At 39.1% G+C, this 2,998-nt stretch carries 3 protein-coding genes; all 3 read left to right on the plus strand.

What is annotated here, in order from left to right:
• The coding region (locus tag SPADD19_RS12470; RefSeq protein WP_241496426.1) for a dTDP-glucose 4,6-dehydratase at positions 1-495 on the plus strand (495 nt) is incomplete at its 5' end.
• Between the two features lie 125 nt (positions 496-620).
• Positions 621-1,700, plus strand: a complete 1,080-nt coding sequence (locus SPADD19_RS02415) for a hypothetical protein (RefSeq protein ID WP_061455104.1) — start codon at positions 621-623, stop codon at positions 1,698-1,700.
• Between the two features lie 112 nt (positions 1,701-1,812).
• Positions 1,813-2,925, plus strand: coding sequence for a hypothetical protein (locus tag SPADD19_RS02420; protein ID WP_061455105.1), 1,113 nt, complete (start codon positions 1,813-1,815; stop codon positions 2,923-2,925).
• Positions 2,926-2,998: the final 73 nt, after the last annotated feature.

Consider the following 2,998-nt stretch of genomic DNA (forward strand, 5'->3'; position numbering starts at 1 on the left):
ATTTCAAACTGTTCAAACAACTACGGGCCATACCAACACATCGAAAAATTCATCCCACGTCAAATCACCAATATCTTGTCTGGCATCAAGCCAAAACTTTATGGTGAAGGGAAGAACGTCCGTGACTGGATCCACACCAACGACCACTCAACTGGTGTTTGGGCTATCCTCACTAAAGGCCGTATCGGTGAAACTTACCTGATCGGTGCCGATGGTGAAAAGAACAACAAGGAAGTGCTGGAATTGATCCTTGAAAAAATGGGTCAACCAAAAGATGCTTATGACCGTGTCACAGACCGTGCTGGTCACGATTTGCGCTATGCCATCGATTCAACAAAATTGCGTGAAGAATTGGGTTGGGAACCACAATTCACCAACTTCGAAGCAGGTTTGGAAGAAACCATCAAGTGGTACACAGACCACCAAGACTGGTGGAAAGCTGAAAAAGAAGCTGTCGAAGCCAACTACTCGAAAACACAAAAAGTTTTGAAATAATGAAGAGAGTCCAAGTAGAAAATCGCTTGGACTTTTTCAGATATTTTTCTGAAAATGAGTGATTGCCTTTTCATGTATGGTATAATAGGATCAGTTTGAAAACAATCATCGATTAGGAGGAATAGATGAATCAAAAAGATTGGGTTGACTATTTTGAAGCACTCCATAACCGTAAGCCGAGTCTGCAAGAGTTTCAAAATGCACGAGCGAATGGTGAGTTTGTAGTGGAACGAAAAGAGACCGTTCCTGAAGCACCAGTTCCATCAGCGGTAGCCTCACGAGAGAAAAGTGAGCAGGTTCAAATGCCGTCACAAGTGGAGTCAGGGTATGAGACTCTAGCTATCAAACGCTTTAGTGTGAAATGGAATAAGCAGACCAAATGGGCTTTATCAGGTGTGGGAATACTAGCTGTTATTGTACTGGCTTATTTCTTTTTCTTCCAACCGACTCCAAGTTTGGAAGGAATTTGGGTTGGACCTGCTGATTCAACAGCAGTGGTTTATGAGTTAAATCAAGAAGATCCACGATCGTATGGTAAGTATAAGATTGAGAAAGTTTACAAAGGTAATGAAGCAAAACAAGAGTTTCAGAAAGCTTTAAACCAGTTAAACTACTCCAAGCTGAAAAACTTAGCAGATGTTGATAGAAAATTTGACCTCCACACGAGGGAAGTTATCATCATTAAAGACGAGCATGGGCTTGTTTATAATCTACTCCAAAGCAATGGGACCAATGTGATTTTAGCCAATGACTTGATGGATTTGGTTACCTATAGTGATCATTCAGAAAGCTTTAAGAAGAATGCTATTTTTCACAAGACAGAAATTCCTAAAGTGCTAGTTGGGAAATGGAAAATTGAGCGTTCTTATGATGATGAAACCAATTATCTTGAATTAAATGATCGTGGTATTCTTACTTATAGTGAATTTGATAGTAGCGAAGGTACGGCTTTTTATAGTCTAGAAGAGCTCCAAAAGATGCCTTCAACTAAGTTTGATCAAGAAAAGACAGCTGACAAAGTGAAAGAGGTCTATGAAGATCTTCAAGATGCGGTCGATTCCCAAGATTACCAGCTAACTAGTATGAAAGACGTGTACAAGCAACTAGGATCTGATTTTTATTATGTCCCTGTAAATGGAGGGAAGACAGTCCTTGTTTTCACAGAAGACTATCATTTAGTTGAAAAATTGGAAAAAGTGAAATAAATTAGAAGGACCGTAAGGTCCTTTTCTTTTATTTTCTGAAAATCAAAAAATTAACCATTGATTTGTGGTATAATATGATTAGTTTTTTTAATGAATCAATAAGGGGGATATGATGAATCAAAAAGATTGGGTTGAATACTTTGAAGCGGTCAATGGTCGCAAGCCAAGTATGCAAGAATTTCAAGAAGCGCGTGAAAAAGGGGAGTTTGTCGTAGAGCGAAAAGAAGCGCCAGCTCCAACAACTGAGGCACCAGCTTCGGTAGCTGAAGCGCAGGCTCCTGCTCAAGAAGCACCTGTTGCACCTAGCGCACCTCTTTCACAAGAGCAGCAAGCTTTTGTCCAACCACAACCATCTGCGAAAACCTTGCAACCTGTTCCAAGACCGAAAAAATTTACATTTTCTTTCAATAAACAAACAAAGATTGGGGTCGTAGTTGCAGGACTTGTCGCAGTGATTGCTTTTGCTTGGTTCTTTTTCTTTTCAGGTGGACCAAGTCTGGATGGGGTTTGGTTGAGAAATACGGATTCAAGTCCGGTCACTTATGAACTAAGTGGAAAGAAACAAAAAGTCAATGGTAGCGAGACCATCAAAAAGGTTCTCAAGGGCAATGAAGCGAAAAAAGAATTTAATACCGCACTTTCTTTGTTAAATGCGACGGACTTGCATTCACTTGTGGATGTCGATAAGAAATTTAACCTGAAGACGACTGAAATAGTTGTTATTAAGTCTGGTGGGAACACACGCTATAACTTGCTCCAAAAAGACGGAAGCAATATTATTTTAAGAAATGATTTATTCGACTTGAAAATTTATAAGTCATACAAAGGAAACTTTGAAGATAATTTGGTCTATCACAAGGTTGAAACACCAAAGGCCATGGTTGGAAAATGGAAGAATGTGACAGAAGGAGATAATACAACTGTTCAGATTTCAGATCATGGAATTATTAGTGATAAGTATTACGATAGCAAGGCTTACGCATTCTATTCTCTAGCTGATTCAGAAAAGTATGATGGAGACACGACTTCTAAAGAGGAGATTGAACACACATTTGAAGTCATTCAAGAAGCGGTGAAATCACAAGGCTATCAAGTGAAGAGCGCTAAGGAAGTCTATATACAAGCTAATTCAAATTATTGTTTCGTACCTGTCAACGGTGGAAAAAACATACTCGTCTTACGTGGTGGTAATGAATTTGCCGCAAAATTAGAAAAAGTAAAATAATGAAAGGACCGCAAGGTCCTTTTAGATTGAAGACAAAGTCATCTTCATCTTAGAAACTTTCCTTAGGTGAGTA

This window comes from Streptococcus parasanguinis (assembly GCF_001578955.1).
GTDB classification, from domain to species: Bacteria; Bacillota; Bacilli; order Lactobacillales; family Streptococcaceae; genus Streptococcus; species Streptococcus parasanguinis_U.

Coding starts and splice junctions, on each gene's coding strand:
- SPADD19_RS02415 (WP_061455104.1), top strand. CDS start 621: ATGAATCAAAAAGATTGGGTTGACTATTTTGAAGCACTCCATAACCGT.
- SPADD19_RS02420 (WP_061455105.1), top strand. CDS start 1,813: ATGAATCAAAAAGATTGGGTTGAATACTTTGAAGCGGTCAATGGTCGC.